This is a genomic window from Streptomyces sp. MH60, assembly GCF_002939385.1.
Classification (GTDB): domain Bacteria; phylum Actinomycetota; class Actinomycetes; order Streptomycetales; family Streptomycetaceae; genus Streptomyces.
On the sequence record NZ_MULI01000011.1, the window covers coordinates 83834 to 108854 of the forward strand.

General features: G+C 73.9%; 21 protein-coding genes. 17 read left to right on the forward strand and 4 right to left on the reverse strand.

The annotated features are described in order from the left end of the window. Positions 1-126: 126 nt before the first annotated feature. Positions 127-969 (reverse strand): helix-turn-helix transcriptional regulator, encoded by an 843-nt coding sequence (locus tag BZZ08_RS10690; protein WP_104631930.1) that lies wholly within the window; start codon positions 967-969, stop codon positions 127-129. Between the two features lie 268 nt (positions 970-1237). Between BZZ08_RS10690 and BZZ08_RS10695 the strand changes: the two genes are divergently transcribed. The 3 genes from BZZ08_RS10695 (at position 1238) to BZZ08_RS10705 (ending at position 5070) form a co-directional block, all read left to right on the forward strand. Next, entirely contained in the window at positions 1238-2176 is a 939-nt protein-coding gene (locus BZZ08_RS10695) for an SDR family oxidoreductase (protein ID WP_104631931.1), read from the forward strand. 93 nt (positions 2177-2269) lie between these two features. Beyond that, positions 2270-4129, forward strand: coding sequence for a gamma-glutamyltransferase family protein (locus BZZ08_RS10700; RefSeq protein WP_104631932.1), 1860 nt, complete (start codon positions 2270-2272; stop codon positions 4127-4129). Between the two features lie 95 nt (positions 4130-4224). Further along, positions 4225-5070, forward strand: a complete 846-nt coding sequence (locus BZZ08_RS10705; protein WP_104631933.1) for an inositol monophosphatase family protein — start codon at positions 4225-4227, stop codon at positions 5068-5070. Positions 5071-5082: 12 nt separating this feature from the next. Here the strand turns inward: BZZ08_RS10705 and BZZ08_RS10710 are convergent, their stop codons facing one another. Beyond that, positions 5083-5763, reverse strand: a complete 681-nt coding sequence (locus tag BZZ08_RS10710; protein WP_104631934.1) for an NAD(P)H oxidoreductase — start codon at positions 5761-5763, stop codon at positions 5083-5085. Positions 5764-5876: 113 nt separating this feature from the next. On the opposite strand from BZZ08_RS10710, the gene BZZ08_RS10715 reads away from it, so the two are divergent. From BZZ08_RS10715 to BZZ08_RS10725, 3 genes are all read left to right on the forward strand, one after another. Next, positions 5877-6806 carry an AraC family transcriptional regulator gene (locus BZZ08_RS10715; protein ID WP_104631935.1) on the forward strand — a complete coding sequence of 310 codons (930 nt, stop codon included), beginning with the start codon at positions 5877-5879 and terminating at the stop codon, positions 6804-6806. 142 nt (positions 6807-6948) lie between these two features. Next, a complete protein-coding gene (locus BZZ08_RS10720) occupies positions 6949-8358 on the forward strand; it encodes a phytoene desaturase family protein (RefSeq protein ID WP_104631936.1) in 1410 nt (469 codons plus the stop codon). Beyond that, on the forward strand, positions 8355-8864 hold the full coding sequence (locus tag BZZ08_RS10725; protein WP_104631937.1) for an O-acetyl-ADP-ribose deacetylase: 510 nt from the start codon (positions 8355-8357) through the stop codon (positions 8862-8864). Before BZZ08_RS10720 ends, BZZ08_RS10725 begins: the two co-directional genes overlap by 4 nt. A gap of 39 nt (positions 8865-8903) precedes the next feature. Here BZZ08_RS10725 and BZZ08_RS10730 read toward each other — a convergent pair whose 3' ends face one another. Next, positions 8904-9251 (reverse strand): hypothetical protein, encoded by a 348-nt coding sequence (locus BZZ08_RS10730; protein ID WP_133169189.1) that lies wholly within the window; start codon positions 9249-9251, stop codon positions 8904-8906. Between the two features lie 83 nt (positions 9252-9334). Between BZZ08_RS10730 and BZZ08_RS10735 the strand changes: the two genes are divergently transcribed. From BZZ08_RS10735 to BZZ08_RS10765, 7 genes are all read left to right on the forward strand, one after another. Beyond that, positions 9335-10963 carry an ABC transporter substrate-binding protein gene (locus tag BZZ08_RS10735; RefSeq protein ID WP_104631939.1) on the forward strand — a complete coding sequence of 543 codons (1629 nt, stop codon included), beginning with the start codon at positions 9335-9337 and terminating at the stop codon, positions 10961-10963. A 32-nt stretch (positions 10964-10995) separates the two neighbouring features. Beyond that, positions 10996-11964, forward strand: coding sequence for an ABC transporter permease (locus BZZ08_RS10740; protein ID WP_104631982.1), 969 nt, complete (start codon positions 10996-10998; stop codon positions 11962-11964). Positions 11965-11969: 5 nt separating this feature from the next. Next, entirely contained in the window at positions 11970-12857 is an 888-nt protein-coding gene (locus tag BZZ08_RS10745) for an ABC transporter permease (protein WP_104631940.1), read from the forward strand. Next, on the forward strand, positions 12854-13858 hold the full coding sequence (locus BZZ08_RS10750) for an ABC transporter ATP-binding protein (RefSeq protein WP_104631941.1): 1005 nt from the start codon (positions 12854-12856) through the stop codon (positions 13856-13858). The genes BZZ08_RS10745 and BZZ08_RS10750 overlap by 4 nt, the downstream gene beginning before the upstream one ends. Beyond that, positions 13851-14552 (forward strand): ABC transporter ATP-binding protein, encoded by a 702-nt coding sequence (locus BZZ08_RS10755; protein WP_104631942.1) that lies wholly within the window; start codon positions 13851-13853, stop codon positions 14550-14552. Before BZZ08_RS10750 ends, BZZ08_RS10755 begins: the two co-directional genes overlap by 8 nt. 143 nt (positions 14553-14695) lie before the next feature. Continuing rightward, complete coding sequence (locus tag BZZ08_RS10760) at positions 14696-18619, forward strand: glycoside hydrolase family 2 TIM barrel-domain containing protein (protein ID WP_104631943.1); 3924 nt, start codon at positions 14696-14698, stop codon at positions 18617-18619. Between the two features lie 41 nt (positions 18620-18660). After that, positions 18661-19539: a DUF72 domain-containing protein gene (locus BZZ08_RS10765; RefSeq protein WP_104631944.1), complete on the forward strand. Its 879-nt coding sequence runs from the start codon at positions 18661-18663 to the stop codon at positions 19537-19539. On the opposite strand, the gene BZZ08_RS10770 is transcribed toward BZZ08_RS10765, so the two are convergent. Next, positions 19520-19882: an ArsR/SmtB family transcription factor gene (locus BZZ08_RS10770; RefSeq protein WP_003972519.1), complete on the reverse strand. Its 363-nt coding sequence runs from the start codon at positions 19880-19882 to the stop codon at positions 19520-19522. The genes BZZ08_RS10765 and BZZ08_RS10770 overlap by 20 nt on opposite strands. Positions 19883-19951: 69 nt before the next feature. Between BZZ08_RS10770 and BZZ08_RS10775 the strand changes: the two genes are divergently transcribed. The 4 genes from BZZ08_RS10775 (at position 19952) to BZZ08_RS10790 (ending at position 25008) form a co-directional block, all read left to right on the forward strand. Beyond that, positions 19952-21859 carry a heavy metal translocating P-type ATPase gene (locus BZZ08_RS10775; protein WP_104631945.1) on the forward strand — a complete coding sequence of 636 codons (1908 nt, stop codon included), beginning with the start codon at positions 19952-19954 and terminating at the stop codon, positions 21857-21859. A 91-nt stretch (positions 21860-21950) separates the two neighbouring features. After that, complete coding sequence (locus BZZ08_RS10780; protein ID WP_104631946.1) at positions 21951-23423, forward strand: AlkA N-terminal domain-containing protein; 1473 nt, start codon at positions 21951-21953, stop codon at positions 23421-23423. A 38-nt stretch (positions 23424-23461) separates the two neighbouring features. After that, on the forward strand, positions 23462-23956 hold the full coding sequence (locus BZZ08_RS10785; protein ID WP_104631947.1) for a methylated-DNA--[protein]-cysteine S-methyltransferase: 495 nt from the start codon (positions 23462-23464) through the stop codon (positions 23954-23956). A gap of 182 nt (positions 23957-24138) precedes the next feature. Next, positions 24139-25008 (forward strand): LLM class flavin-dependent oxidoreductase, encoded by an 870-nt coding sequence (locus BZZ08_RS10790; protein WP_104631948.1) that lies wholly within the window; start codon positions 24139-24141, stop codon positions 25006-25008. Positions 25009-25021 lie beyond the last annotated feature (13 nt).

A 25021-nucleotide genomic window follows, 5' to 3' on the forward strand; every position in this document is an offset into this window, starting at 1 on the left:
TGTGGACAACGTTGTCAACCGATACCCGAGACGCGCGTCCCGGGTGAACGCCTCCGCCATCACATAGGGAGAAGTCATACAACGGGGAAACGGAGTTCGTACAGAGCCTTCGGGTACGCGGTGCGGTCAGCCGAGCGGCTGGGTGCCGATGACGGACAGCAGGCGCAGCTTGTCGTGGCTCTCGGTACCGGGGGTGGCGGTGTAGACGAGCAGCAGGTGCGACTGGTCGGGGTCGAGCAGGGTCTGGCAGTCCAGTTCGAGGAGGCCGACCTCGGGGTGGCGGAAGCGTTTGACCCGGCCGGGGCGGACGCCCACCTCGTGCGTGTCCCACAGGGCGCGGAACTCCTCGCTGCGCTCCAGGAGCAGATCGGCGTAGTGCGCGGCCCGGGAGCCGGGTCCCCGCAGGGTGACGACCTGGCGCAGCCCGGAGGCGAACATCCGGGAGAGCAGGGCGTGCTCCTCCGGCGCGTACAGGGCGCGGGTGGCCGGCAGGGTGAACCAGCGGAAGCCGATGCTCCGTTCCGGTCCGGTGTACTTGGTGGTGTCGCCGGTCAGAGCCACGCCGAGCGGCGTCTGGCGCAGGGTCTCCCCGAGTTCGGTGACGATCTCGGCGGGGGTGTCGGCCAGCCGGTCGAGGATGCGCAGCAGACCCGGGCCGACGTGCTCGCCGGCCGGGCCGCGCACCGGCGGGTGGTGCCCGGCCAGGCGGAACAGGTGGTCGCGCTCGTCCAGGGACAGGTGCAGGCCCTGGGCGATCGAGGCGGCCATCTGGGCCGAGGGCTGCGGGCCGCGCTCCCGTTCCAGGCGCGCGTAGTAGTCGGTCGACATGTGGCACAGCGTCGCGACCTCCTCGCGGCGCAGGCCACCGGTCCGGCGGCGCGGTCCCCGCGGGAGTCCGACGTCCTCGGGCTGCAACAGCTCCCGCCGGCGCCGCAGGAAGGCGGCGAGCCCGCTCCGGTCGATCTCCATGAGGCCCTCTCCTCCGGTGCAGCTTCCCCCCTTTCTATCGCCGCCGCGTCGGCGCAGCCACGGATCGCCGATCCCCCCTTACGGCGTCCGGCGCGTCCGCCGACTGCCGGGAAACCGCCGCTGACCTGTGTAAAGAGCATGAGGCGGCGCTACCCTCGGCCGCGCGATCAGGGGATCGGCAGACCCTGCATCCCGTCACCGGATCCGGTCATGGTGGAAGCGAGGACACGACGAGGGAAGCAACGACACCCCCCCCAGGAGCCAGCTCATGCCACGCACCGACTTCGACATCACCGTCCCCGATCTGACCGGCCGGCGCGCGGTCGTCACCGGCGCGAGCGACGGCCTCGGCCTCGGCATCGCCACCCGCCTCGCGGCCGCCGGTGCGGAGGTGCTCCTGCCGGTCCGCAACCCGCGCAAGGGCGAGGCGGCGCTGGACGCGATCCGGGCCCGGGTGCCCGGCGCGGAGGTGTCCCTGCGCACCCTCGACCTGTCCTCGCTCACCTCCGTGGCGGCGCTGGGCGACACCCTGCTGGCCGAGGACCGCCCGATCCACCTGCTCGTCAACAACGCCGGTGTCATGACACCGCCCGCGCGGCAGACCACCGCGGACGGGTTCGAGCTGCAGTTCGGCACCAACCACCTCGGCCACTTCGCCCTCGTCGCCCGCCTGCTGCCGCTGCTGCGGGCCGGCCGGGCGCGGGTGACCTCCCAGATCAGCGTCGCGGCGAACCGGAACGCCGTCAACTGGGACGACCTGAACTGGGAACGCTCCTACGACGGCATGCGCGCCTACAGCCAGTCGAAGATCGCGTTCGGCCTCTTCGGCCTGGAACTCGACCGCCGCAGCGAGGCCGGTGACTGGGGCATCACCAGCAACCTCTCCCACCCGGGCGTCGCCCCCACCAACCTGCTCGCCGCCCGCCCCGAAGTGGGCCGCACCCGGGACACCCTGGGTGTGCGGGTCATCCGCGTTCTGTCCGCCCGCGGCATCCTCCTCGGCACGGTCCGCACCGCACAGCTCCCCGCGCTGTACGCCGCCACGTCGCCGCAGGCCGAACGCGGAGCCTTCTACGGCCCCGGCGGCCCGGGCCGGCTGGGCGGCCCGCCCGCCCGGCAGCAGCTCTACGGCCGCCTGCGGAGCACCGACGAGGCCCGTCGGATCTGGGCGCGGTCCGAGGAACTGACCGGACTGCGCTGCGCGTGACGGCGCCGGACGGCACCGTGGAACACGGCATTCCCCCGCGGCCGTTTCTGATGTTGGATGGACCGACCGGAGCCCCCAACACCGAGGTCGCACATGCGGTTCACGACTCGCCCCACCCTCCAGGGCACCTTCGGCATGGTGTCCTCCACGCACTGGCTGGCCTCGCAGTCGGCCATGGCGGTGCTGGAGGACGGGGGCAACGCCTACGACGCCGCCGTGGCCGGAGCCTTCGTGCTGCACGTCGTCGAACCGCACCTCAACGGGCCCGCCGGAGAGGTACCGATCCTGCTCGCGCCGGCGGGCGGCGAGGTGCGGGTGCTGTGCGGGCAGGGCGTGGCACCGGGCGGGGCCACGGTCGCGCACTACAAGGGGCTCGGACTCGACCTGGTGCCCGGCACCGGACCGCTCGCCGCGGCCGTGCCCGGAGCCTTCGACGCCTGGCTGCTCCTGCTGCGCGACCACGGCACCAGGTCACTGGCCGACGTGCTGAAGTACGCCATCGGTTACGCCGAGCACGGGCACGCCCCCGTGGAGCGCGTCGCGGAGACCGTGGAGACCGTCCGGGAGCTGTTCGAGACCGAGTGGACGTCCTCCGCCGAGGTCTACCTGCCGTACGGCCGCCCGCCCCGCCCCGGCGAGCTGCTGCGCAACCCGGCCCTCGCCGCCACCTGGAAGCGGCTGCTGGCCGAGGCGTCCGGCGCGGGCCGGAAGGCGGGACCGGTGGGGGCCCGGGAGGCGGAGATCGACGCGGCGCGGGAGATCTGGCGCTCCGGGTTCATCGCCGAGGCCCTCGTACGCCAGGCCGGGCGGCCCACCCTGGACACCAGCGGGGAGCGTCACACCGGCACCCTGACCGCCGCCGACCTCGCCGGCTGGTCCGCCCACTACGAGGCCCCGGCGACGTACGACTGGAACGGCTGGACCCTGTGCAAGGCCGGCCCCTGGAGCCAAGGGCCCGTGCTGCTCCAGCAGTTGGCGCTGCTCCCGCCCGAGCTGCCCGCCTACGCCTCCGCCGACTACGTCCACCTGCTGGTCGAGGGCTGCAAGCTGGCCATGGCCGACCGGGAGGCCTGGTACGGCGACGCGGACGGCGCGGAGCAGGTGCCGCTCGCCGACCTGCTGTCGCCCGAGTACAACGCGGTCCGGCGGCAACTCGTCGGCGACAAGGCCTCCTTCGAACTGCGGCCCGGCGCGCCGGGCGGGCGCACCCCGCGGCTCGGTGCGCAGGCGCTCGTCGCGGCCGCGGAGGGGGAGGGCCTCGACGCCCTCGGGGTCGGCGAGCCGACGGTCGCCAAGAGCCCGGCGTCCCCGGTGCCGGGGGAGCCGGAGGTCGCCGCCGACGGGGGGACCCGCGGCGACACCTGCCACCTGGACATCGTGGACCGCTGGGGCAACATGGTCTCGGCCACGCCCAGCGGCGGCTGGCTCCAGTCCAACCCCGTCGTGCCCGAGCTGGGCTTCCCGCTCGGCACCCGGCTCCAGATGACCTGGCTGGAGGAGGGACTGCCCAACTCGCTCATGCCGGGCCGCCGCCCGCGCACCACGCTCACGCCGTCCATCGCCCTGCGCGACGGGGTGCCGGTCATGGCCTTCGGCACCCCCGGCGGCGACCAGCAGGACCAGTGGCAGACGCACTTCTTCCTGGCCGTCGCGCTGCGGGCACAGGTCCGCGGCGGCCTCGACCTCCAGGGCGCCGTCGACGCCCCGAACTGGCACACCGACAGCTTCCCCGGGTCCTTCTTCCCACGCGGTATGCGGGCGGGCTCCGTCACCGTGGAGTCCCGGATGCCGGCGGAGGTCGTCGAGGAGCTGCGGCGGCGCGGGCACGACGTGACGGTGGGCGAGGCGTGGTCGGAGGGGCGGCTGTGCGCCGTCGCGCGGGACCCGGAGACGGGCGTGCTGTCGGCGGCGGCCAACCCGCGCGGCATGCAGGGGTACGCGGTCGGCCGCTGACGCCCACCGGCGCCCGCACCGGGTGTTCGTCGCGATGCCACCCGGAGTACACCACCCGGGTGGGGATTGTCAGTGGCGCGTGCTCTCATGGAGTCATGATCGAGAACAACGAAACCATCGACGAGTTTCTCGCCCGGCACACCGACGACGTGGAGGAGGCCGTCCGCAAGGCGGCCGCGCAGGAGATCATGCCGCGCTGGCGCCGGCTCGCGGCACACGAGGTCGACCAGAAGGCCGGCCCGCACGACCTGGTGACGGACGCCGACCGCAAGGCCGAGCTGTACCTCACCGAGGTCCTGGCCGCCCTGCTGCCGGGCTCGGTGGTGGTCGGCGAGGAGGCGGTGCACGCGAACCCGGCGTCGTACGGGGCGATACGCGGCGAGGCGCCGGTGTGGATCGTCGACCCGGTCGACGGGACCCGGCAGTTCGTGCGCGGCGAGGAGGGCTTCTGCACGCTGGTCGCGCTCGCCCACCGCGGGATCGTGCACGCCTCCTGGACCTACGCCCCCGCCGACGACCGGCTCGCCACGGCCGTACGGGGCCGGGGCGCCTACCAGGACGGCGAGCGGCTGTACGCGGGGCCGCCCGAGCCGGGCCGCGAGCTGCGGGTGGCCACGTCCCACCCGGACTACACGACGGACGAGCAGAAGCGCGACCTGCTCGCCCTGCGCACCCCGGGCGTGGCCCCCCGCCCCTGCGGCTCGGCCGGTCTGGAGTACCTGGCCGTCGCCCGCGGCGAGTCCGACGCCACCGCCTTCTCCTGGGAGGCGGCGTGGGACCACGCGGCCGGTCTCCTCCTGGTCGAGGAGGCGGGCGGCACCCATCTGACGCGCACGGGCGAGCCCTTCCGCATCACCGGGGGCAATGAACTGCCGTTCACCGCCGCCCGCGACGCGGCCACGGCCCGCCGGGTGGTGGCCCTGCTGTCGGGGGAGGCCTGATCCCCGGCGCCGTCAGGCCGTCACCCCCTCCTCGGCGAGGAACTTCTCCACGAACTCCCGCGCACGCCGGTCGAAGTCGGCGTACTGCGCCTCCCGCTCGGCGCCCGCGACCGCGTCGCCGACCAGCAGGTTGCCGGAGGCGTCGACGCGCTGGGGGCGCTCCTCGGCGTCGGTGAGCAGGCCGACGGTCGAGTGGGAGAGCCCGCAGTAGTAGGCGATGCCCTCGTTGAGGTTGGCCTCCAGGAGGGAGTGCATCCCCTCGGTGACGGGGTCGTCGGCGGTGGCACCGGCCAGGCCCAGCCACAGCATGCGCTTGCCCGCGAGGCGCGGCCTGCTGCGGCCGTAGGCGAAGCCGTAGTTCCACACGCGGTCGATCCACCCCTTGAGGATCGCGGGCACGCTCTGCCAGTACACCGGGAAGACGGCGACGATCACATCGGCGTCGAGGACGCGCCGCATATGGGCCCGCGCCTCCTGCGAGTACGCCTTCTCCCGGTCGCCCCAGTCCGGCTGGTCCGCGGTGTTCATCCGCGGGTCGAAGCCCTCGGCGTGCAGGTCGAGCAGGTCGACGCGGTATCCGGCGGCCTCCAGGCGGTCGGCGCTGCGGCGGGCGGTGTGGGCGGTGAGGGAGTCGGCGCGGTGGTGCGCGACGACCACGAGGGCGGTCCTGGCCTTGCTGCTGGGCTGCGTCACGGGGTCTCCCGGCTGGTCTCGGTCCGTTGCGACGCGTCCAGTACAGCCGTGGCCGAGTAGATGATCCATGGGAGAAAGTCTGGGAAACATGTGTGCTCGTCTACGCTGGCGCTGTGGATCCCTTGACGTCACTGCTGAGCGGCATCCGGGCCGAGGGCTCGGTCGTCAGCCACGCCGTACTGACGGCGCCCTGGTCCGTCCGCTTCACCGACGGGGCGCCGCTCACCATGGTCAGCGTGCTGCGCGGCGGCGGCACCCTGCTGCTGCCCGACGGCACCCGTCGGGCGGTCGGCGCGGGCGACACGGCCATCGTGCGCGGCCCGGCGCCGTTCCTCCTCGCGGACCGGCCCACCACGCTCGACGGCCCGCACACCGCGTACGAGATCGCGTGCTTCGCGGATGCCGAGTGCACCGCCGAGGAACTCGGCGGCATCCACTGGGGCACCGACCCGGACGGGGCGACCGCGCTGGTCGTGGGCGCCTACCGCGCCTCGGGCCACCGCCACGAACGACTCCTGCGCGCCCTGCCGCACCTCCTGGTCGTCAGCGAGGACGCCGAGGTCTGCGCCTGGCTGGAGACCGCAGCGGCCGACGCCGCCCGGCTCTCCGCCGGTTCCCAGGCACTCATGGACCGGCTCCTCGACTGGGCCCTGGTGTGCACACTGCGCACCTGGTTCGACCGGGCGGGTGCCGACGCGCCCAGCTGGTACCGGGGCCTGGCCGACCCGGTGCTCGCCCCCGCGCTGCGGGCCTTCCACGGCCGGCCCGACCAGTCCTGGACGGTGGCGTCGCTCGCCGGTCAAGCGGGCGTCTCGCGGGCGCTGTTCGCCAAGCGGTTCACCGAGCTGATGGGCCGCCCGCCCCTCGCCTACCTCACCGAATGCCGGATGGCCGACGCCGAGGCGCTGCTGACCGACACCGACCTCAGCATCGCCCAGGTCGCCAGATCCGTCGGCTACGCCGACGCCTTCGGTTTCAGCGCCGCCTTCAAACGCCACAAGGGCCTCAGCCCCAGCACGTTCCGCGCCGCGGCGGCCGCCTGAGCCCCCTCCGGGCCGTCGCCGAGGCTCAGGCACGCCACCGGGCGCGCGGCCCCGCCCACCCGCACCCGCGCGCTGTCGGACCCCGGGCATATCCTGATCCCCAGTGGCCATCGGCAGACGAAGGGGTCCGAAGGTGCCGTCGATGCTCGATGCGGTCGTAGTGGGTGCGGGGCCGAACGGGCTGACCGCAGCCGTGGAGCTGGCCCGCCGCGGCTTCTCGGTCGCCGTGTTCGAGGCGCAGGGCACCGTGGGCGGCGGCGCGCGCACGGAGGAGCTGACCCTGCCCGGCTTCCGGCACGACCCGTGCTCGGCCGCGCACCCGCTCGGCATCAATTCCCCGGCCTTCCGGAACCTCCCCCTGGAGCGGTACGGCCTCGAGTGGCTGCACCCCGGCCTGCCCATGGCGCACCCCTTCCTCGACGGCTCGGCCGCCGTGCTGTCCCGCTCGGTCGGCGAGACGGCCGCGTCCTTCGGGCCGCGTGACGCCGGTGCGTACCGCAGGCTGGTCGAGCATTTCCTGCCCAGGTGGGACACCCTGGCCCGGGACTTCATGTCCCTGCCGCTCACCGCGCTGCCCCGCGACCCGGTCACCCTCGCCCGCTTCGGACTGGTCGGCCTGCCCCCGTCGACGTGGCTGATGCGCCGCTTCCGCGACGACCGCGTCAAGACCCTCTTCGCCGGGCTCGTCGCGCACGTCATGGCCCCGCTCGGCGGCTTCGCGACCGGCGCCGTAGGCCTGGTCTTCGCGCTGGCCGCGCACGCCCGCGGCTGGCCCGTGGCCCGCGGCGGCTCCCAGTCCATCTCCGACGCCCTGGCCGCCTACCTGAAGGACCTCGGCGGCACGGTGCACACCGACTACGAGGTCAAGCGCCTGGACGACCTGCCGCCGGCGCGGGCGTACGTCTTCGACACCTCGCCCACGGCCCTGGCGCGCATCGCCGGACTGGGCAACCACTACGCGAACTACCGGTACGGCCCGGGCGTCTTCAAGATCGACTACGCACTGGACGGCCCCGTCCCCTGGACGGCCGAGGCGCCGCGCAGCGCGGGCACCGTGCAGATCGGCGCCGACAGCGCGGAGATCGGCGCCGCCCTGGACGCCGCCTCCGGCACCGACCGCGCCCCCGAGCGGCCGTTCCTCATCACCGTGCAGCCCAGCGTCGTCGACCCCGGCCGCGCCCCGGCGGGCCAGCACGTCTTCTGGGCGTACGGCCACGTCCCCAACGGCTGGACCGGCGACCTCACCGACGCCATAGAACGCCAACTGGAGCGCTTCGCCCCCGGTTTCCGCGACCGCGTCCTCGCCCGCGCCACCGCCGGCCCGCCCGAACTCGCCGTCCGCAACGCCAACTACGTCGGCGGCGACATCTCCTCCGGCGCGGTCTCCGGACTGCAACTCCTCCTGCGCCCCAAGCTCTCCCTGTTCCCGTACTCGACCCCGCACCCGGCCGTCTTCATCTGCTCGTCGGCCACCCCGCCGGGCCCCGGCGTCCACGGCATGTCGGGCCACAACGCGGCGAAGGCGGTCTGGCGGAGGCTGAGGCAGACATGACCGACATCACCCTCGTCCAGGGCGACATCACCCGCGAGAGCGCCGACGCGATCGTCAACGCCGCCAACTCCTCCCTCCTCGGCGGAGTCGGCGTCGACGGCGCCATCCACCGGCACGGCGGCCCCGCGATCCTGGCGGAGTGCCGCAGGCTGCGCGCGGGGCACTTCGGCAAGGGCCTGCCCACCGGCCGTGCGGTCGCCACCACCGCGGGCGAGCTGGACGCGCGCTGGGTGATCCACACCGTCGGCCCCGTGCACAGCGCCACCGAGGACCGCTCGGCCCTCCTCGCCTCCTGCTACCGCGAATCCCTGCGTGTCGCCGACGAGTTGGGCGCCCGCACCGTCGCCTTCCCGGCCATCTCCACCGGCGTCTACCACTGGCCGCTCGACGACGCGGCCCGCATCGCCGTGGAGACGGTACGGACCACCGGGACGTCGGTCACGGAGGTCCGCTTCGTCCTCTTCGACGACCGTGCGTACGAGGTGTTCGCGGCGCGGGTGGGCTGACCGCGGCCGGGGCCCCGTTTCGCCCCGGGTGCCGAGGGCTCACCGGCGACACCGGGAGAACCCGGCGCCCCGGAAGCGGTCCCGTACCCGGGCGACTCCGACGGTCGGCGCGGCGACGGCGATCGCCGCTCCGCCGCCGATGGGCCACAGGGAGTCGACGACCATGCTTCTGCGCTGATCGGCCACGGTCGCCTCGCCCACCTGCTGCCCGTTGAGCGGCGTCCGGCAGTCGACCGCCTCGGACGGGGTGCGGTACGGCCCGATGGCGTACACGCCGAACGCGACCAGCGCCACGCCGACCGCGAGGGCGAGCAGCCACAGGAGGAAGGCCGCCGCCGTCGGCATCGGGCCGTCGACGGCGAGCACCACGCCCACGAACCCGCTCACGCAGATGATCGCCGCGTGACCCTTGACGCTTTATTGCAAGTGATGTGCAATAGCCACGCATCGACAACAAGCGTGGGGGAGACATGGCAGCCCGTCGGACCCGTTGGACCCGTCGGACCGATCGGAAGCTTCCGATACGGAGTGCCGCCGCCGCGGTGGCGTTCGCCGCCGGTGCGACCGCCTGCTCCGCGCCCTCGGACGGAGAAAAGGACGGCGACGCCGGGGCGGCCGAGTCCGTCGTGATCGGGGTCGCCTCGGAGCCGGACACCCTCAGTCCGCTGCTCGGCTACGGCAAGGACGGAAACTCCAAGATCTTCGACGGGCTGCTCGCCCGGGACGCCGACCTGAAGCTGAAGCCCGCGCTCGCCACCGCTCTGCCGAAGGTCACCGACGGCGGCCGGACCTACACGTACACCCTGCGCGACGGCGTGAAGTTCAGCGACGGCGAACCGCTGACGGCCGAGGACGTGGTCTACACCTACCGCACGGTCCTCGACGAGAAGACCAACAACACCGCCCGCAGCGAACTCGACGCCGTCGAGGCCGTCCGCGCCGGCGGGGACGACACCGTCGTCTTCACGCTCAAGTACCCCTACGCGGCCTTCGCCGCCCGCACCGTCCTGCCCATCGTCCCCGAGCACATCGCGGGCGGACAGGACCCCAACACCGGCGACTTCAACCGCGAGCCGGTCGGCACCGGACCGTACGTGCTCACCAACTGGCGCAAGGGCGAGAAGCTCGGCTTCAAGGCCAACCCGCACTACTGGGGTCCCGAGCCCGCGGTGAAGTCCTTCACCATGGCCGTCATCGCCGACGACAACGTACGCGCCACCCGGCTGCGCTCCGGCGACCTCGACGGCGCCGTCCTGCCGCCCAACCTCGCCGCCACCTTCGCGAAGGACGACGGCAGGCGGACCTACCGGGCCAGGTCCTACGACTTCCGGGCCGTCACCCTGCCCACCTCCGGCAAGGTCACCGGTGACCGCGCGATCCGCAGGGCCCTGGACGCCGCCGTGGACCGGCAGGCCATGGTCGACCAGATCCTCGACGGCGCGGGCCGGCCGGCGTACGGACCGCTGCCCGTCGACGACCCCTGGTACGAGCGCGGCATCGAGCGCCCCCACGACCTCGCCGCGGCCGAGCGCATCCTGGACGAGGCCGGCTGGAAGCCCGGCTCCGGCGGCATCCGCGCCAAGGACGGACAGCGCGCCTCCTTCACCCTCTACTACCCCTCCGGCGACAAGGTCCGCCAGGACCACGCGCTCGCCTACGCCTCCGACGCCAAGAAGGCCGGCATCGAGGTGAGGGTCGAGGGCGCCGCCTGGGAGGTCATCGAGCCGCGGATGAAGTCCGACGCGGTCCTCGCGGGCTTCGGCAGCGTCGGCGACCCCGACTTCGGCCTCTACACCCTGCTGCACTCCGCACTCGCCGGCGACGGCTTCAACAACATGGCCCACTACGACAGTCCGGCCGTGGACGAGGCGCTCGACACCGGGCGCCGCAGCCAGGACCCGGAGGTGCGCGCCGCCGCCTACGAGAAGGTCCAGCAGGCCCTCGTGGCGGACCCCGGCTACACCTTCCTCACCCACATCGACCACCTCTACGTCCTCGCCGACCGCTGGGCCCGGCTGACCACCCAACTGGAGCCGCACGAGCACGGCTTCGCCAGCGGGCCCTGGTGGAACATCCAGGACTGGCGGCCGAAGAAGTGATCCGACCGGCCCGACGGCTGCCGTGGGGCGCGATGGCACGGCTGGCGGGGCGGCGCGCGCTGTTCGCCGTCCCCGTCGTCCTCGTCGTCACCTTCGGCGTGTTCGCGATCGCCGCCGCCTCGCCCTTCGACCCGGTCAAGGCGTACGCCGGCACCGCCGCGCTCGGCGCCGACCAGGAGACCCTGGACCGGCTGCGGGAGAACCTCGCTGTGGACGAGTCCTTCGTCGGCCGCTGGTGGCACTGGCTGACCTCCGCGCTCACCGGCGACCTCGGCCACTCCAGCGTGCTGCGCCAGCCGGTGACACAGGTGATCGGGGAACGGCTCGTCTGGTCCGCGCTGCTGTGCGCCGTCGCCTTCGCCGTCGCCGTGACCCTCGGCACGCTCCTCGGCGTGCTGGCCGCCCGCCGGCCGGGCTCGATGCTCGACCGGGCGGTCACCTCCCTCGCGTACACCCTGGAGGCCGCGCCGGTCTTCTGGATCGCGCTGCTCGCCGTGTGGCTGTTCGCCCTCCAGTGGGACGTGCTGCCCGCCGGCGGTCTGACCGACATCGCCGGCGAACAGGTCACCCCGGGGCAGGTCGCCGGTCACCTCGTGCTGCCCGCCGGTGTGCTCGCCGTCTCCCAACTGCCCTGGTTCACCCTCTACGTGCGCCAGGGCGTCGCCGACGCCCTGGCGGAGGACCCGGTGCGCGGGGCGCGGGCCCGCGGGCTGGGGGAGGGCACCGTCCTGCTCGGACACGCCCTGCGCTCGGGGCTGCTGCCCGTGCTCACGCTGATCGGCTCCCGCGTTCCCGAACTCATCACCGGCGCCCTGCTGGTGGAGAGCGTCTTCAGCTGGCCGGGCATCGCCGCCGCCACCGTCGAGGCCGCCACGGCCGTCGACTTCCCGCTGCTCGCCGCCCTGACCACCCTCGCCGCCGCCGCCGTACTCGCCGGGAACCTGCTGGCCGACCTGCTCTACGGACTCTTCGACCCGAGGGTGAAACTCAGTGAGATGTGAGGGTCATGACTGACGTCGCCGCCGAGAAGACCGGCACCCCATGGCGCTCCCGGGGCGGCGAGGGCCGCTCCACCCGCACCCTGCGCCTGCGCACCTCCGCCGTGCTGCTGACCGCGACCGTGCTCGCCGTGCTGCTCGTGCCGCCGCTGGTGCGGCTCGACCAGCAGGCCGTCGACCTGGCCGCCAAGCTGGAGGCTCCCGGCTGGGCCCACCCGTTCGGCACCGACGACGTCGGCCGCGACCTGCTGCTGCGCTGCGTGTACGGCCTGCGCGTCTCGCTGCTCGTCGGAGTGGCGGCCGCGCTCACCGCGACGGTCGTCGGCACCGCCGTGGGCGCCGCCGCCGGTGCGCTCGGCGGCTGGGTCGACCGGGGCGTCATGCGGGTCGTCGACGCCTTCTCCTCCGTGCCCCACCTGCTGCTGGGCATCTTCGTCGTCGCGATGTTCCGGCCCGGCGTCTGGCCGGTGGTCGCCTCCGTCGCGCTCACCCACTGGCTGTCCACCGCGCGCATCGTCCGCGCCGAGGTGCTGTCCCTGCGTGCCCGTCCGCACATCGACGCGGCCGTCTCCGGCGGCGCGTCCCGGTGGCGGGTGACGGTGCGGCACCTGCTGCCGGGCGTGCTGCCGCAGGCCGCGCTGGCCGCCGTACTGATGGTGCCGCACGCCATGTGGCACGAGTCGGCGCTGTCGTTCCTCGGCCTCGGGCTGCCCACCCACACCGCGAGCCTCGGCAACCTGGTCCAGGAGGCCCGGGGTTCGCTGCTCGCCGGACAGTGGTGGCCGACGCTCTTCCCCGGCCTGTTCATCATCGTGCCCACCCTCGCCGTCGCCGGTCTCGCGGGCGCCTGGCGGGAGCGGCTCAACCCCCGTCGCCGATCGGAGCTGATGCTGTGACCGAGCGAGCCCCCGTGCTGTCGGTACGCGGTCTGTCGGTGCGCTTCCTGATGCCGGGCGGGCGCCGGGTCGCCGCCGTCACCGACGCCCACTTCGACGTGCCGGCCGGGGAGTGCCTGGCCCTGATCGGTGAGAGCGGCTGCGGCAAGTCCGTCCTCGCCTCCGCCCTGCTCGGACTGCTGCCCGGCAACGCGCAGACCGCGGGCCGCGCGCTCCTCGGCGACCTGGACCTGCTCGCCGCCGACGAGCGGACCCTCGCCCGCACGGTCCGGGGCCGGCTGATCGGCCTCGTCCCGCAGAGCCCGGCCGCCCACCTCACCCCGGTCCGCACCGTCCGGGCGCACCTGGAGGAGACGGTCGCACAACTCACCGGGACCCGCGGCGGCCGCAGGGCCCTGCGCGCGGCCGCGGAGGCCGCCGCCGAGCGCGCCGCGTTCCCGCCGGACCACCTCGACCACCACCCGCACGAACTCTCCGGCGGCCTCGCCCAGCGCGCCGCCACCGCCCTCGCCCTGGTCGGCGACGCGCCCCTGCTGCTCGCCGACGAGCCGACCACCGGGCTCGACCGGGACCTGGTGGACCGCACGGCCGACGAACTGCGGCGGCATGTCGACCAGGCCGAGGGCGGGGGCGCCCGGCCCGACGGCGGCCGCGCTCTGCTGATGATCACCCACGACCTGGCCGCCGCCGAGCGCATCGCCGACCGCGTCGCCGTGATGTACGCCGGCCGCATCGTCGAACTCGCCGACGCCACCGCGTTCTTCGGCACCCCCGGCCCACGCCACCCCTACAGCCGCGGCCTGCTCGACGCGCTGCCCGACCGTGCCTTCGCCCCCATCCCCGGCCTGCCGCCGGAACTCGGCGCCCTGCCCGACGGCTGCGCCTTCGCCGCCCGCTGCGACCGGGCGACCGACGCCTGCGCCGCCCTGCCCCCGCTGCGCGGACAGGTGGCCTGCCACCACCCGCACGCCGTCCTCACGGAGGCCGCCGACCGTGCTTGAACTGCGCACCGTCACCGCCGGGTACGGCCGGAACACGCCTGTGTTCCGGGACGTCTCCCTGTCCGTCGCGCCGGGGGAGGCGGTCGGGCTGCTCGGCCCCAGCGGCTGCGGCAAGTCCACCCTCGCCCGCGTCGCGGCCCTGCTGCACCGGCCCGACGCCGGGACACTCCTCCTGGACGGCACCCCCGTTCGGCACTGGCGGCACCGCGCCCCGCGGGAACGGCGCACCGCCTTCGGCGTCGTCTTCCAGCAGGCCCGCCTCTCCGCGGACCCCCGGCTCGCCCTGGCCGACCTGATCGCCGAACCGCTGCGCGCCACCGGCCGACGGGACGGGGCCGCCGACCGGGTCGCCGAACTGGCCGCCACCGTGGGGCTGACCGCCGACCTGCTGACCAGACGGCCGCACGAGGTCAGCGACGGCCAGTTGCAGCGCGCCTGCCTCGCCCGGGCCCTGGTGCTGCGCCCGCGCTGGCTGGTGTGCGACGAGATGACGGCGATGCTCGACGCCTCGACCACGGCCGCCCTGGTCCGGGTCGTGGAGGACTACCGAGCCGCGACCGGAGCGGGACTGCTGGCCGTCGGCCACGACCGCGTCCTGCTGGACCGCTGGTGCGAGCGCACCGTCGACTGGGCGACCCTGACGACCCCGAACCCGGACACGTCCACCAGGAACGAACAAAGTCCGACGGGGTAATTGATTCGGTTGTGTTCGGGTTCTAGGGTGACCCGTGACTCAGTAGTCGCCGCGTCACCGGCAGTTGTGATCCGCCCCCATGGCAACTGCTCTCACAGCACCGTGCGTTGAGCCGCCCCCGAAGCCCACGGAAGGCCACGGTCATGCCGCACTCGCCCGTGTCACCCGCCCAGTCCCCGGCCGGTCCGGCCGGCCGTCCCCGCCCGGTCGTCAGCCGCCGCCGTCTCCTGGAGGGCGGCGCCGCCGTCCTCGGCGCCCTCGCCCTCTCCGCGTCGCCCGTCACGGCGCGGGCGGCCGGAAGCCGGGCGGCCGCCGACGGGCCCCCGGAGTGGAACGACTTCGGTGTCTTCCGGCTCGGCACCCAGCCACCGCACGCCACGCTCACGCCCTACGCGGACGTCGAGCAGGCGCTCGCCGGCGACCGTGCCCGCTCGCCCTACCGGCTGAGCCTGGACGGCAGCTGGAAGTTCGCCTACGCCGACCGCCCCGAGGACCGGGACGCCGACTTCCACCGCACCGACGTGGATGACGCGGACTGGGAGACCATCCCGGTCCCCTCCGTGTGGCAGCTGCACGGCCACGACTTCCCCATCTACGTGAACATCACCTACCCGTACTGGGGCCCCAACGGCCTCGGCGAGGACCCGCAGCCGCCCGCCGCGCCGACCCGCTACAACCCGGTCGGCCAGTACCGGCGCACCTTCACGGTGCCCCGCGACTGGAAGGGACGGCGCACCTTCCTCCACTTCGAGGGCGTCAAGTCCGCGCACTACGTGTGGATCAACGGTGAACTGGTCGGCTACGACGAGGACTCCTACACGCCGTCCGAGTACGACGTCACCGACCACCTCAAGCCGGGCACCAACCAGATCGCCGTCGAGGTCTACCGCTACTCCGACGGCGACTGGATGGAGGACCAGGACATGATCCGGCTGAGCGGCATCTTCCGCTCGGTCCACCTCTACTCCACCCCCGCCGTGCACCTGCGCGACTTCAAGCTGGACACCCCGCTCGACGACACCTACACCGGCGCCGAACTGGTCGTCACCGCGAGCGTGCGGGCGTACGGCGAGGGCGGCACCGGCCGCTACACCGTCGAGACCCAGCTGTACGACGCGCGCGGCCACGCCGTCTGGTCCCGGCCGCTGGAGCAGCCCGTCGACGTCGTCACGGCCCGCGCCGGTGAGGACGTCACCGTACGGGCCGCGAAGGCGGTGCCCAGGCCCCGGTTCTGGTCGGCCGAGCACCCGGACCTCTACACGGCCGTACTGCGCCTGCGGGACCCCGCGGGCAAGGTGACCGAGACCGTGTCCCACCGGGTCGGCTTCCGCGAGTTCGCGCTCAAGGACGGGCTGATGCGGATCAACGGCGAGCCGGTGTCCCTCCGCGGCACCAACCGCCACGAGATGCACCCCTCCCGCGGCACCGCGCTCACCCGCGAGGACATGGTCGAGGACATCAGGATCATCAAGCGGATGAACATCAACAGCGTCCGCACCTCGCACTACCCCAACAACCCGTACTGGCTGGAACTGGCCGACGAATACGGCCTCTACCTCGTCGACGAGACCAACCTGGAGACCCACGGCATCCGCGACGAGTACCCCGGCGACCACCCCGACTGGACCGCCGCCTGCGTGGCCCGCGCCCAGAACATGGTGCACCGCGACAAGAACCACGCCTCGGTCGTCATCTGGTCGCTGGGCAACGAGGCGGGCGGCGGCTCCACCTTCACCGCCATGCACGACTGGATCCGCTCCTACGACGACACCCGCGTCATCCAGTACGAGGGCGACGACCGCCCCGGCGTCAGCGACATCCGCTCGGAGATGTACGACAGCCCGCAGCGCGTCGAGCAGCGCGCCAAGGACACCTCCGACACCCGGCCGTACGTCATGATCGAGTACGCCCACTCGATGGGGAACTCCACCGGCAACTTCAAGAAGTACTGGGACCTCGTCCGCCGGTACGACGTGCTCCAGGGCGGCTGGATCTGGGACTTCGTGGACCAGTCCCTCTACACGCCCGTCCCCGCCCGCACCCTGCTCACCGAGACCGGACCCGCCGGGCTGCGCGGCGAGATCCTCGCCACCCGCGGCACCCTCGACCGCGACAAGGGCCTGTCCGGCATCACCGTCTTCGAGCGCGACGACAGCCTCGACCTCACGGGATCACTGACCCTGGAGGCCTGGGTCACCCCGCACGTGACGGGCTACCACCAGCCGATCCTCGCCAAGGGCGACACCCAGTACGCGCTCAAGCAGAACGGCCGGACCCTGGAGTTCTTCATCCACTCCGCGGGCCAGTGGATCACCGCGAACTGGACCGTGCCGGACGACTGGACCGGCCGCGAACACCACCTCGCGGGCGTCTTCGACGCGGACGCCGGGACCCTCACCCTCTACGTCGACGGCGTCGAACGGGCCACCCGCACCACCGACCGGCGCCCCAGCAGCAACACCGCGCCCCTCGCGCTCGCCACCGACGCCGACAACCAGGTACGGGAGTTCAGCGGCACCGTCCGCCGCGCCCGCGTCTACGCCCGCGCCCTCGGCGCCGCCGAACTGGCCTCCGAGAGCCGCGGTCCCGGTGACGACGGCGTACGGTTCTGGTTCGACGCCGCCACCGTGAAGGCCGAGCAGAAGCGGCCCGGGGACAAGACGTTCCTCGCCTACGGCGGCGACTGGGGCGACAACCCCAACGACGGGGCCTTCGTCGCGGACGGCATCGTCACCGCCGACCGCGGCCACACCGGCAAGGCCGCCGAGGTCAAGCGCGTCTACCAGGCCATCAACGCCACCCGCGCCGCCGGCGGCGGCCCCGGCGCCGTCACCCTCACCAACGAGTACCTCTTCACCCACCTCCGCGAGTTCGACGGCCGCTGGGAACTGGTCGCCGACGGCGAGGTCGTACGGCGCGGGAAGCTGACCCGGGAGCAGCTGGACGTGGCCCCGCGGTCGAGCAAGGACATCACGGTCCCCGTACGCCTGCCGGAGCGCCCCGCCCCGGGCACCGAGTACTTCCTCCACCTCTCCTTCACCACCAAGGAGTCCACCCCGTGGGCGAAGGCCGGCTTCGAGGTGGCCCGGCAGCAGCTCCCCGTCGAGACCGGCGCCCCCGCCGTGACCCCGGCCCGCCTGGAGAGCGTCCCGGCCCTGCGCCACGAGGACAGCGACCAGGACGTCAGGATCACCGGCAAGGGCTTCTCGGTCACCGTCGACAAGCGCACCGGCACCATCACCTCCTACGAGGCGAAGGGCACCCGGCTGCTCACCTCCGGGCCCGTGCCCAACTTCTGGCGCGCGCCCACCGACAACGACAAGGGCAACGGCCAGCACACCCGCAACCAGACCTGGCGCGACGCGGGCGCCCGCCGGAAGGTCACCGGCGTCGCCGTGCGCGCGCTCGGCGACCGGGCCGTCGAGATCAAGGTCACCGGCACGCTGCCCACCTCGGTGGAGTCCACCTACAGCGCCACCTACACGGTGTTCGGCAACGGCGAGATCAAGGTCGACAACACCCTGCACCCGGGCGCCGCCAACCTGCCCTACATCCCCGAGGTCGGCACCATGCTGTTCCTGCCGCGCCGCCTGGACCGCGTGCACTGGTACGGCCGCGGACCCGAGGAGAACCACTGGGACCGCAACGACGGCACGGACGTCGGCCGGTACTCCGGGACCGTCGCCGAGCAGTGGACCCCGTACATCCGCCCGCAGGAGAACGGCAACAAGACCGACGTCCGGTGGATCGCCCTCACCGACCGCCACGGCGTGGGCCTGCTCGCCTCCGGCGAACCCCTCCTGGAGGCCAACGCCTCGTACTTCACGCCGGAGGACCTGTCGGCCGGCGTGCGGCACGACTACCAGCTCACCCCGAGGGACGAGGTCGTCCTGCGCCTGAACCACCGTCAGATGGGTGTCGGCGGCGACAACAGCTGGGGCGCGCACACCCACGACGAGTTCAAGCTCTTCGCCGACCGGGACTACGCGTACACCTACCGGCTGCGCCCGCTCACCGACGTCCGTGACGCGACGCGGGCCTCGCGGCGGCCCACGGCGACCGAGTAGCCGGGGGATGAACACGGGAGCCCGGGGTACTCCGGGCTCCCATGGGTGAGGTTCTGGTCGGCGCCTGTTCGTGGACGGACCGGCAGCTCCTGGCGAGCGGCTGGTATCCGCGCGGGCGCCGGGACGCGGAGGGGCGGCTGCGGCACTACGCCTCGCGGCTGCCCGTTGTCGAAGTGGACGCCGGGTACTACGCGTTGCCGAGCCGGCGCAACAGCGAGCTGTGGGTGGAGCGCACGCCGGACGGCTTCCGCTTCGACGTCAAGGCGTTCTCGCTGCTGACCGGCCACCCCACGCGCGCGGAGGCCCTCCCCGCCGACCTGCGCGGAACCGACCCCGGCCCGCTGCGGCGCGGGCGGGCGAGCGACGGCCTGCTGGACGAGGTGTGGGGGCGCTTCGCCGAGGCGGTCGAGCCGCTGCGCAAGGCCGGGCGGCTGGGCACCGTGCTGTTCCAGTTCCCGCCGTGGTTCGCACCGGGCGACGCGGCCGAGGCGACGCTCGAAGCGTGCGCCTTGCGTACGGAGGGCTGGCCGCTCGCCGTGGAGTTCCGCCATCCGGGGTGGTGGGAGCCGGAGCGTGCGGAGGCCACCCGCGCGTCGCTGTCCGCTCTCGGCGCGTCGGCCGTCGGCACCGACATGGCCCAGCGTCTGCCCGGGTCCCTGCCGCCCATCGCGCCGGTCACCCGGCCTGCCCTCGCCGTCGTACGGTTCCACGGCCGCAGCGCGGCCTGGGGGAGGGGCAGTAAGGAGGACCGCTTCCGGTACGACTACGACGTGACCGAACTCGCGGCCTGGGTGCCCCGGTTGCGGCGCGCCGCCCGGCAGGCGGACGAGCTGCACGTGCTGTTCAACAACTGCTGCGCGGACGCCGCCGTACGCGCGGCCGAGACCATGCGGCGGTTGCTCACTCAGCCGTGTCGCTGATCCCCAGCCGCAGGTGCTCCACGTGGTACACGGCCTGGTCGAGCAGCCCGGCCACATGGTCGTCGTGCAGCGCGTACACCACCGAACGGCCCCGGCGCTCACCGACCACGAGGCCCAGGTTGCGCAGCAGCCGTAGCTGGTGGGAGCAGGCGGACTGCTCCATGCCGACCTCCGCCGCCAACTCGGTCGCGGGCAGCGGGCCCTCGCGCAGCCGGGCCAGGATCAGCAGCCGGGACGGGGTGGACAGGGCCTGGAGCGTGGTGGCGACCTTGGCGACGTTGTCCGCGTCCAGCCGCACGCGTGCGGCGGCGTCCTGCGCGGTGGTGGCGGCTCCGTGACCCATGCGGTTCATCCTACTCACCCCACATGAATGCATGAATGAGTCTTCATTTGTTCCTGTAAGGTGGGCCGCGTGTCCACCACGCTTGCCCCCGCCCCGGTCCCCGCGCCCGTCCGCCGGGCGCCCCGCCGCCGCACCCGCGTCCTCGCCCTGCCCGAGGCCCGCTGGGCGCTGGTGTCCCTCGTCGCGTTCCTCGCGGCCCTCCCCCTCGACGTCGGCGGCGCCCCCGCCTGGACGTACGGCCCGCTGTACGCGCTCGCCTACGCCGCCGGCGGCTGGGAGCCCGCGCTCGAAGGACTGCGGGCGCTGCGCGAGAAGACCCTGGACGTCGACCTGCTGATGATCGTGGCGGCGCTCGGCGCGGCCGCCATCGGGCAGGTGCTCGACGGCGGCCTGCTGATCGTCATCTTCGCCACCTCCGGCGCCCTGGAGGCCCTGGCCACCGCCCGCACCGCCGACTCCGTGCGCGGCCTGCTCGACCTCGCGCCCACCACCGCGACCCGCCTTGCCGGGGACCGCGAGGAGACCGTCCCGACCGCCGACCTCGCCGTCGGCGACCTGCTGCTGGTCCGGCCCGGCGAGCGGATCGGCGCCGACGGCACGGTGACCGACGGCGCCGGCGAGGTCGACCAGGCCACCATCACCGGCGAGTCCCTCCCGGTCCTCAAGCGCCCCGGCGACGACGTCTTCGCCGGCACCCTCAACGGCACCGGCGCGCTGCGCGTCCGCGTCGGGCGCGACCCGGCCGACTCGGTCATCGCCCGGATCGTCACCCTGGTCGAGGAGGCGTCCCGCACCAAGGCCCCGACCCAGCTGTTCATCGAGAAGATCGAGCAGCGCTACTCGGTCGGCGTGGTCGTCGCCACCCTCGCGGTCTTCGGCATCCCCCTCGCCCTCGGCGCCGACCTCACGGACGCCCTGCTGCGCGCCATGACCTTCATGATCGTCGCCTCGCCGTGCGCGGTCGTCCTCGCCACGATGCCGCCGCTGCTCTCGGCCATCGCCAACGCGGGCCGGCACGGCGTGCTGGTCAAGTCGGCGGTCGCCATGGAACGCCTCGGCGAGATCGACACCGCCGCCCTCGACAAGACCGGCACCCTCACCGAGGGCACCCCCGAGGTGACCGCCGTACGCCCGTCGCCCGGTCGCGGTGTGGACGAGGACGCCCTGCTCGCCCTCGCCGCCGCGGCCGAGCACCCCAGCGAGCACCCGCTGGCCCGCGCGATCGTGGCCGCCGCCCGCGCCCGGCACCTGACCATCGCGCCCGCGGCGGACTTCACGGCGGCCCCCGGCCGCGGCGTGACGGCCCTGGTCGACGGCCGCACGGTGCACGTCGGCCGCGCCGATCCCGCCGAGGGCGCCGCGGGCGCGGAGACCACCGTCCGCGTCACCCGCGACGGCACCCTCCTGGGCACCCTCGCCCTCACCGACCGACTCCGCGCCGACGCGGCCCGGGCCACCGCCCGGCTCACCGCCCTCACCGGCACCGCCCCCACCCTGCTCACCGGCGACCACGCGGCCGCCGCCGCCCCGGTGGCCGACGCGACCGGCATCACCGACGTCCGCGCCGCACTGCTGCCCGAGGACAAGGTCGAGGCCGTACGGGAACGGGAGCGGGCCGGGCGCAAGGTGCTCTTCGTCGGCGACGGCGTCAACGACGCCCCCGCGCTGGCCGCCGCACACGCCGGCGTCGCCATGGGCCGGGCCGGCTCCGACCTGGCCCTGGAGACCGCCGACGCGGTCGTCGTGCGCGACGAGCTGACGGCCGTACCCGCCGTCGTGGACCTCTCCCGGCGCGCCCGCAGACTGGTCGTCCAGAACCTGGCCGTGGCCGGGGCCTTCATCACCGTCCTCGTCCTGTGGGACCTCATCGGCCACCTCCCGCTGCCGCTCGGTGTCGCGGGCCACGAGGGCTCGACCGTGCTGGTCGGCCTGAACGGCCTGCGGCTGCTGCGCGAGTCGGCGTGGCGCCCGGAGTGATCCGCGGGACCCCAGCACGGGCCACGTCCATGTCGGATTCCCGCCAGCCCCGGCCCGGCCGGTGCACCATCCTGGACGCATGCAGACGGGAATGCACACCGACACCGAGCGCTGCGTGCGCGCCGTCCAGTCGAAGGACGCGCGGTTCGACGGCTGGTTCTTCACGGCCGTCCTGACGACCCGCATCTACTGCCGGCCCAGCTGCCCGGTGGTGCCGCCCAAGCCGGGGAACATGACCTTCTACCCGAGCGCGGCGGCCTGCCAGCAGGCCGGGTTCCGGGCGTGCAAACGCTGCCGCCCGGACACCAGCCCCGGCTCGCCCGAGTGGAACCAGCGCGCCGACCTCACGGCCCGCGCCATGCGCCTGATCGCCGACGGCGTCGTGGACCGCGAGGGCGTGCCCGGCCTCGCCGCCCGCCTCGGCTACAGCACCCGCCAGGTCGAACGCCAGCTCCTGGCCGAACTGGGCGCGGGCCCCCTCGCGCTCGCCCGCGCACAGCGAGCCCAGACCGCCCGGCTGCTGATCGAGACCACCCCGCTGCCCATGGCGGACATCGCCTTCGCGGCCGGCTTCTCCTCCATCCGCGCCTTCAACGACACGGTCCGCGAGGTCTACGCCCTCTCCCCGAGCGAACTGCGCACCCGCGCCCCCAGGAACCGCCCGGCGCCCACCGCCCCGGGCGCCCTGCCCCTCCGCCTCCCCTTCCGTGCCCCGCTCAACCCCGACAACCTCTTCGGCCACCTCGCCGCCACCGCCGTACCCGGCGTGGAGGAGTGGCGGGACGGCGCGTACCGGCGCACCCTGCGCCTCCCGTACGGTCACGGCATCGTGGCCCTCACCCCGAACCCCGACCACATCGCCTGCCGCCTCACCCTCAGCGACCTGCGCGACCTGACCGTCGCCATCAGCCGCTGCCGGCGCCTGCTCGACCTGGACGCCGACCCGGTGGCGATCGACGACCAGCTGCGCGCCGACCCGCTGCTCGCGCCCCTCGTCGACAAGGCCCCCGGCCGACGCGTGCCGCGCACCGTGGACGAGGCGGAGTTCGCCGTACGGGCCGTGCTCGGCCAGCAGGTCTCCACCGCCGCCGCCCGCACCCACGCCGCCCGCCTGGTCACCGCGCACGGCGATCCGGTGGACGATCCCGAGGGCGGCCTGACCCACCTCTTCCCGTCCACCGAGGCGCTGGCGGCGGTGGACCCGGAGACCCTCGCGATGCCCAGGACCCGCCGCACCACCTTCACCACCCTGGTCGCCCACCTGGCCGACGGCTCGGTCAACCTGGGCGCCGGGAGCGACTGGGCCGAGACCCGCGCCCGGCTGCTGGCCCTCCCCGGCTTCGGCCCCTGGACCGCCGACGTCATCGCCATGCGCGCCCTCGGCGACCCCGACGCCTTCCTCCCCACCGACCTCGGCATCCGCCGCGCCGCCGCCGAACTGGGCCTGCCGTCCACCCCGGGCGCGCTCACCGCCCGCGCGGCGGCCTGGCGGCCCTGGCGGGCGTACGCCGTCCAGTACCTGTGGGCGACCGACGACCACCCCATCAACTTCCTGCCCGTCTAAGCCCGTTCGAGCCCGTCCGAGGAGCCGGAGCGAAACCCGTGAAACAGCACACCGTGATCGACAGCCCCTACGGCGCACTCACCCTCGTCGCCGAGGACGGCGCCCTGTGCGGCCTCTACATGACCGACCAGCGCCACCGCCCGCCGGAGGAGACCTTCGGCGCACGCGACGAACGCCCCTTCGCCGAGACCGAGGAGCAGTTGGAGGCCTACTTCACCGGCGCACTGAAGGACTTCACCCTCGGCCTGCGACTGAACGGCACCCCGTTCCAGCGCACGGTCTGGGCACAGCTGAAGAAGATCCCCTACGGCGAGACCCGCACCTACGGGGAACTCGCCGCCGCCCTCGGCAACCCGGCCGCCTCCCGCGCGGTCGGCCTCGCCAACGGCCGCAACCCGATCGGCATCATCATCCCGTGCCACCGCGTCATCGGCGCGAGCGGCGGCCTCACCGGTTATGGCGGCGGCCTGGAGCGCAAGCAGCGGCTGCTGGACTTCGAACGGGGGACGGCGGGACCGGAGGCCCTGTTCTAGCCGCGCGGGCCCCGGGTAAAAACGTGTTGTCCGCGCGCCGCGGGGCCCGTTACGCTCACCGGACTCTGAAGACCACGCTCTCCCGAACGATGCCGCAGATGGGGAGCAGGCCCGCGCACAGCAGCCCGGGACCACGGAGGGGCGGCGCCACTTTTCGGCACGCCCTCCGGAGGACCGCACCCATGCATTCCACGCACCGCCCGCACCTCGGCCTCGGCCTGCCCGTCGACGACCCCGCCCTGCTGCCGGAATGGGCACGGCGCGCCGACGCGCTCCCGTTCAGCACGCTCGGCCTGCTCGACCGGCTCGTCTACGACAACCCCGAACCCCTGATCACCCTCGCGACCCTCGCCGGCGCCACCTCCCGCATCCGCCTTCAGACCGAGGTGCTGATCGCCCCCGTCCACAACACCGCGCTGCTCGCCAAGCAGACCGCCACCCTCGACCGGCTGACCGGCGGCCGCTTCACGCTCGGCATCGGAGTCGGCGGGCGGGCCGACGACTGCCTCGCCGCGGGCATCGACACGCACCGCCGGGGCCGCCGCCTCGACGAGCAGATGACCCTCCTGCGCCGCACCTGGAACGGCGAGCCCTACGGCGCGGACGTCGGCCCCGTCGGACCCCGCCCCACCACGCCCGGCGGACCGCGGGTGCTGTTCGGCGGCTTCGCCCCGGCCGCCCTGGAACGGGTCGGCCGCTTCGGCGACGGCTTCCTCGGCGCCGCGCTGCCCGCCGCGCACATGTCCGGCCTGTTCCGTCAGGTCGAGGCGGTCTGGCAGAAGTACGACCGCCCGGGCCGACCGCACCTGGTCGCCCAGGCGAGCGTCGCCCTCGGCCCCGACGAGACGGTGGAGCGGGCCCGGCGCAACCTCCGCGACTACTACGCCTTCACCGGACGCGCCGAGTACATGACCAAGGGCCTGCTCACCGGCGCACGGGAGATCCGCGCCGCCGTCGACGCCTTCCGGGACATCGGCGCCGACGAGGTCGTGTTCTACTGCTGGTCCTCGGACCCCGACCAGGTCGACCGCCTCGCCGAGACCCTGTTCTGACCGTCCTCGCGAC

What these genes read in the sequence shown, in the direction of transcription:
- BZZ08_RS10690 (WP_104631930.1), bottom strand. Translation starts at nt 969, where the DNA reads ATGGAGATCGACCGGAGCGGGCTCGCCGCCTTCCTGCGGCGCCGGCGG.
- BZZ08_RS10695 (WP_104631931.1), top strand. Translation starts at nt 1,238, where the DNA reads ATGCCACGCACCGACTTCGACATCACCGTCCCCGATCTGACCGGCCGG.
- BZZ08_RS10700 (WP_104631932.1), top strand. Translation starts at nt 2,270, where the DNA reads ATGCGGTTCACGACTCGCCCCACCCTCCAGGGCACCTTCGGCATGGTG.
- BZZ08_RS10705 (WP_104631933.1), top strand. Translation starts at nt 4,225, where the DNA reads ATGATCGAGAACAACGAAACCATCGACGAGTTTCTCGCCCGGCACACC.
- BZZ08_RS10720 (WP_104631936.1), top strand. Translation starts at nt 6,949, where the DNA reads ATGCTCGATGCGGTCGTAGTGGGTGCGGGGCCGAACGGGCTGACCGCA.
- BZZ08_RS10725 (WP_104631937.1), top strand. Translation starts at nt 8,355, where the DNA reads ATGACCGACATCACCCTCGTCCAGGGCGACATCACCCGCGAGAGCGCC.
- BZZ08_RS10735 (WP_104631939.1), top strand. Translation starts at nt 9,335, where the DNA reads ATGGCAGCCCGTCGGACCCGTTGGACCCGTCGGACCGATCGGAAGCTT.
- BZZ08_RS10740 (WP_104631982.1), top strand. Translation starts at nt 10,996, where the DNA reads ATGGCACGGCTGGCGGGGCGGCGCGCGCTGTTCGCCGTCCCCGTCGTC.
- BZZ08_RS10745 (WP_104631940.1), top strand. Translation starts at nt 11,970, where the DNA reads ATGACTGACGTCGCCGCCGAGAAGACCGGCACCCCATGGCGCTCCCGG.
- BZZ08_RS10760 (WP_104631943.1), top strand. Translation starts at nt 14,696, where the DNA reads ATGCCGCACTCGCCCGTGTCACCCGCCCAGTCCCCGGCCGGTCCGGCC.
- BZZ08_RS10765 (WP_104631944.1), top strand. Translation starts at nt 18,661, where the DNA reads ATGGGTGAGGTTCTGGTCGGCGCCTGTTCGTGGACGGACCGGCAGCTC.
- BZZ08_RS10770 (WP_003972519.1), bottom strand. Translation starts at nt 19,882, where the DNA reads ATGGGTCACGGAGCCGCCACCACCGCGCAGGACGCCGCCGCACGCGTG.
- BZZ08_RS10780 (WP_104631946.1), top strand. Translation starts at nt 21,951, where the DNA reads ATGCACACCGACACCGAGCGCTGCGTGCGCGCCGTCCAGTCGAAGGAC.
- BZZ08_RS10790 (WP_104631948.1), top strand. Translation starts at nt 24,139, where the DNA reads ATGCATTCCACGCACCGCCCGCACCTCGGCCTCGGCCTGCCCGTCGAC.